At 39.3% G+C, this 3,975-nt stretch carries 4 protein-coding genes; all 4 read left to right on the plus strand.

Annotated elements, in window-relative coordinates:
• Positions 1-958: asparagine--tRNA ligase (gene asnS, locus AC6F75_RS11095; protein ID WP_500715085.1), on the plus strand; the 958-nt coding region annotated here is incomplete at its 5' end.
• A gap of 297 nt (positions 959-1,255) precedes the next feature.
• The gene (locus AC6F75_RS11100) at positions 1,256-1,567 is read left to right on the plus strand and encodes a hypothetical protein (protein WP_500715086.1); all 312 of its coding nucleotides are present in this window, start codon (positions 1,256-1,258) and stop codon (positions 1,565-1,567) included.
• A 420-nt stretch (positions 1,568-1,987) separates the two neighbouring features.
• Positions 1,988-3,442, plus strand: coding sequence for an RNA polymerase factor sigma-54 (gene rpoN, locus AC6F75_RS11105; RefSeq protein WP_500715087.1), 1,455 nt, complete (start codon positions 1,988-1,990; stop codon positions 3,440-3,442).
• On the plus strand, positions 3,442-3,975 hold a 534-nt coding region (locus tag AC6F75_RS11110; RefSeq protein ID WP_500715088.1), incomplete at its 3' end, for a hypothetical protein. The genes rpoN and AC6F75_RS11110, both read left to right, overlap by 1 nt.

Consider the following 3,975-nt stretch of genomic DNA (forward strand, 5'->3'; position numbering starts at 1 on the left):
AGGAAGTGATGCTGAAGGAGCCGGTGAAATGTTTCGCGTAAGCACACTTGATTTGCACAACCCTCCAAAAAACGAAGACGGAAGCATCAATTTTAAAGAGGACTTTTTCGGCAAAGAAACCAATTTGACCGTTAGCGGTCAGCTTGAGGCCGAAACTTATGCAATGGGTCTGGGACAAGTATATACCTTTGGACCTACATTTAGGGCTGAAAATTCAAACACATCAAGACACTTGGCAGAATTCTGGATGATTGAACCAGAGGTAGCATTCAACGATTTGGCAGCCAATATGGACTTAGCTGAAGATTTCATCAAATATATCATCAAGTATGTAATGAATCATTGCAAAGACGATATGGCTTTTCTTCAAAATCGTCAGATTGAAGAAGACAAAACCAAACCCGAAGCCGAACGCAGCCCAATGCCGCTTTTAGAAAAATTGCAGTTCATTTTGGAGAACAACTTCAAGCGTGTGAGCTATACCGAAGCCATTGATATTTTAAAAGCTTCAAAACCCAATAAGAAAAAACAATTTAAATACCTTATTGAAGAATGGGGTGCCGACCTGCAAAGCGAGCACGAGCGTTTTCTGGTTGAAAAACACTTTAAATGCCCGGTGATTCTATTTGATTATCCGGCAAAAATCAAGGCGTTTTATATGCGCTTAAACGAAGACAAGAAAACCGTAAGGGCCATGGACATCCTTTTCCCGGGAATTGGAGAAATTGTTGGTGGTTCGCAACGTGAAGAGCGTTATGATGTCCTGAAACAAAAAATTGCCGATATGGGCATAGACGAGGAAGAGCTGTGGTGGTACCTGGAAACCAGAAAATTTGGAACTTGTATTCACAGTGGTTTTGGTTTGGGGTTTGAGCGACTGGTGCTTTTTGTAACAGGTATGACCAATGTTAGAGACGTGATTCCTTACCCAAGAACACCACTCAATGCTGAGTTTTAAATTTCAAAAAGAGGCCTAACTTTGTGACCTTGCCTTTGCCGGCAGGCAGGTCTGCGCCTTAGCGGGAAAATAAAAGTGAATCCATATAAACCTCAATAGATTCTGTTTTAAATATAGTTGTTGAAGCAGTACTTTTTTACCATTAAGGTATCAAGGAACATTAAGTTTTACCTTAATGCCTCTTAATTACTTAACTTTCTTAATGGTTATGCTTTTTTACTTAGTAATGAAAGGAACGCTAAAAACAGTTCTTATTTTTGTCGTTTACTTATAACTTGTTAAATCAATTAAAACTATTTGGCCTTTAAAAGCAAAATAAAATGCAGCAATTGTGGTACTTTCAATACCAACAAGGATTACTGTGAAAATTGCGGAGCATTAATAAATCCAAAGCTTAAACGGGAAAAGAGTGACCAAAAAAGGCTTGATGAACGGGAAGAAAAGGAACGCAACCGTGTAAAGGGCAAATTTGAGCTTTTTATCGAGCATAACCGCAATCACAAAAATATTTTAATAAGGCTGTTTTTTCAACTCCTTTATGGCATCTGGTTTATTGTTATGGCCGTTGGTGCTTTTATCGCTTGGTTGTTTGCCGCTGTAGCCGCATGATTTTTCTAAGAAAACCTTTAGCCTGGCTGATTTTTGCCACTGCAACTGCAGTTTATATCCTGCAACAACTGCATGTTGCCTTACCTTCCATAATCAATAACTACCTAAACAATTTATTATGTATGCCAGTTGTTTTGACGCTTTGCCTTGTAGTTTTACAATTAATTAAGAAAAACTATAGCCTAACAATCCCTATATTTGTTATAGCAAGTATTACACTGTATTACATAGTCTATTTTGAGTGGTTTTTACCTAAAATAAATACCCGATATACGGCAGACCCCATAGACGCCGTTTTGTATATTATCGGTGCAATTGCGTTTTATTTGATACAAAAAAGATGGGTTAAAACATCAGAATAAAATACTTGCTTTTTATCACAAACCCTTGTAATTTAAGAATTGCTATTAAGGTATCATTATGCTGAAACAATTTTTACAGTTTAAACTTTCGCAAAAGCTTTCTCCACAACAAATCCAGTTGATGAAGCTCATTCAATTGCCCACACAGCAGTTTGAGCAACGCGTGGCTCAGGAAATGGAGGAAAATCCTGCATTGGAAGGTGGCAAAGATGAAATCGAAGACATTGATGACGACTTTAACAATGAAGAGTATGACGACGACAACGAGCACATCGATGCCGAGGATATCAACATTGATGAATACTTAAGCGACGACGACGTCCCCGATTATAAACTTCAGGCCAATAATTACAGTGCCGATGATGAAGATAAGCATGTGCCGTTCGCTTCGGGAATTTCATTTTCAGAATATTTACAATCACAACTAAATACGGTTCAACTCACTGAGGAGGAACAAGAAATTGCAGCTTTTCTAGTGGGAAGCCTCGATGAAAGTGGTTATTTAAGAAGACCGGTGAAAGATATTCTTGACGATCTGGCATTTACACAAAACATTTACACCACCGAAGAAGCCATTGAAAAAGTGCTTCTCGAGGTTCAGGAACTGGATCCGGCAGGAGTTGGTGCCCGAAATTTACAGGAATGCCTGATCCTTCAAATGGAGCGAAAAACCCCAACAGCTTCTGTTGAACTCGCACTTCGTATATTGGAAGATGGCTTTGATGCTTTTTCCAAAAAACATTATGACAAGTTGATGCTGAAGTTTGAAGTCTCTCCTGATGAGTTAAGGGCTGCCATCAATGAAATTGAACACCTCAACCCAAAACCAGGGGGTGCCTATTCCGGAAACACCCGAATGATTGAACACATCGTTCCTGATTTTACCATCCGTATAGTGGACGGTGCGCTTGACCTGACCTTAAACGGAAGAAATGCCCCCGAACTACATGTTTCCAGAGAATACACCAATATGCTTCAGGGTTATAAGGAAGCCAACGAAAAATCAAAATCGCAGAAAGAAGCCGTTCAGTTTATCAAGCAAAAGCTTGATGGGGCAAAATGGTTTATTGATGCCATTCGCCAGCGACAACAAACGCTGTATGTCACCATGAACTCCATTATGCATTATCAGGAAGAGTATTTCCTTACCGGTGATGAGCGCAAACTCAGGCCCATGATTTTAAAAGACATCGCTGATGAAATCGGGATGGATGTTTCTACGGTTTCAAGAGTGGCCAACAGCAAATATGTGGATACACCATATGGCACTAAATTAATCAAGGAATTTTTCTCTGAATCAATGAAAAACGATCAGGGCGAAGACGTTTCCACCCGGGAAATCAAAAAAATCCTTGAAATCACCATTGCTGAAGAAAACAAGAAAAAGCCTATGACCGATGATAAACTAGCAAAGATTCTCAAAGAAAAAGGCTATCCCATTGCCCGGCGCACAGTTGCCAAGTACCGTGAGCAACTTGATATTCCTGTGGCTCGAATGCGAAAGGAAATTTAATGAACTACTTCCTGAAAATAGCCGCCTGGATTTTTCATCCACTTTTAATGCCTTTACTGGGCGTCGCGCTTTATTTTAGGATTACCCCCCGTTTTGTGCTACCGGAATTGATGTATTCAAAATTAATCGTGATTTTTATTCTCACGGTTTTGATTCCCTTTTTACTTTTTTTTCTATTGAAAACATTAGGCGTTATACAGACCATTCACCTGAAAACCGTGAAGGAAAGGAAAATTCCGATAATTCTGCAATGCTTTTTGGTAATTCTCGTCCTTAAAATGGTATTTCAACCCAATATGTACCCTGAGTTGTATTCCTTTTTTGTGGGCATACTCTTTTCATTGATCACAGCGTTTGTTTTAGTGACTTCAAAATTTAAAGTGAGCCTGCACATGATAGGCATTTCCGGGGTAACTATGTTTTTGATTGCGTTGAGCATTCATTTTAAAATCAATGCACTGGTGCTTATCAGTCTATTATTGTTCGCCAATGGATGGATAGCAAGCTCAAGGCTCCACACCAAATCACACTCC

The organism is Planktosalinus sp. (assembly GCF_059864935.1).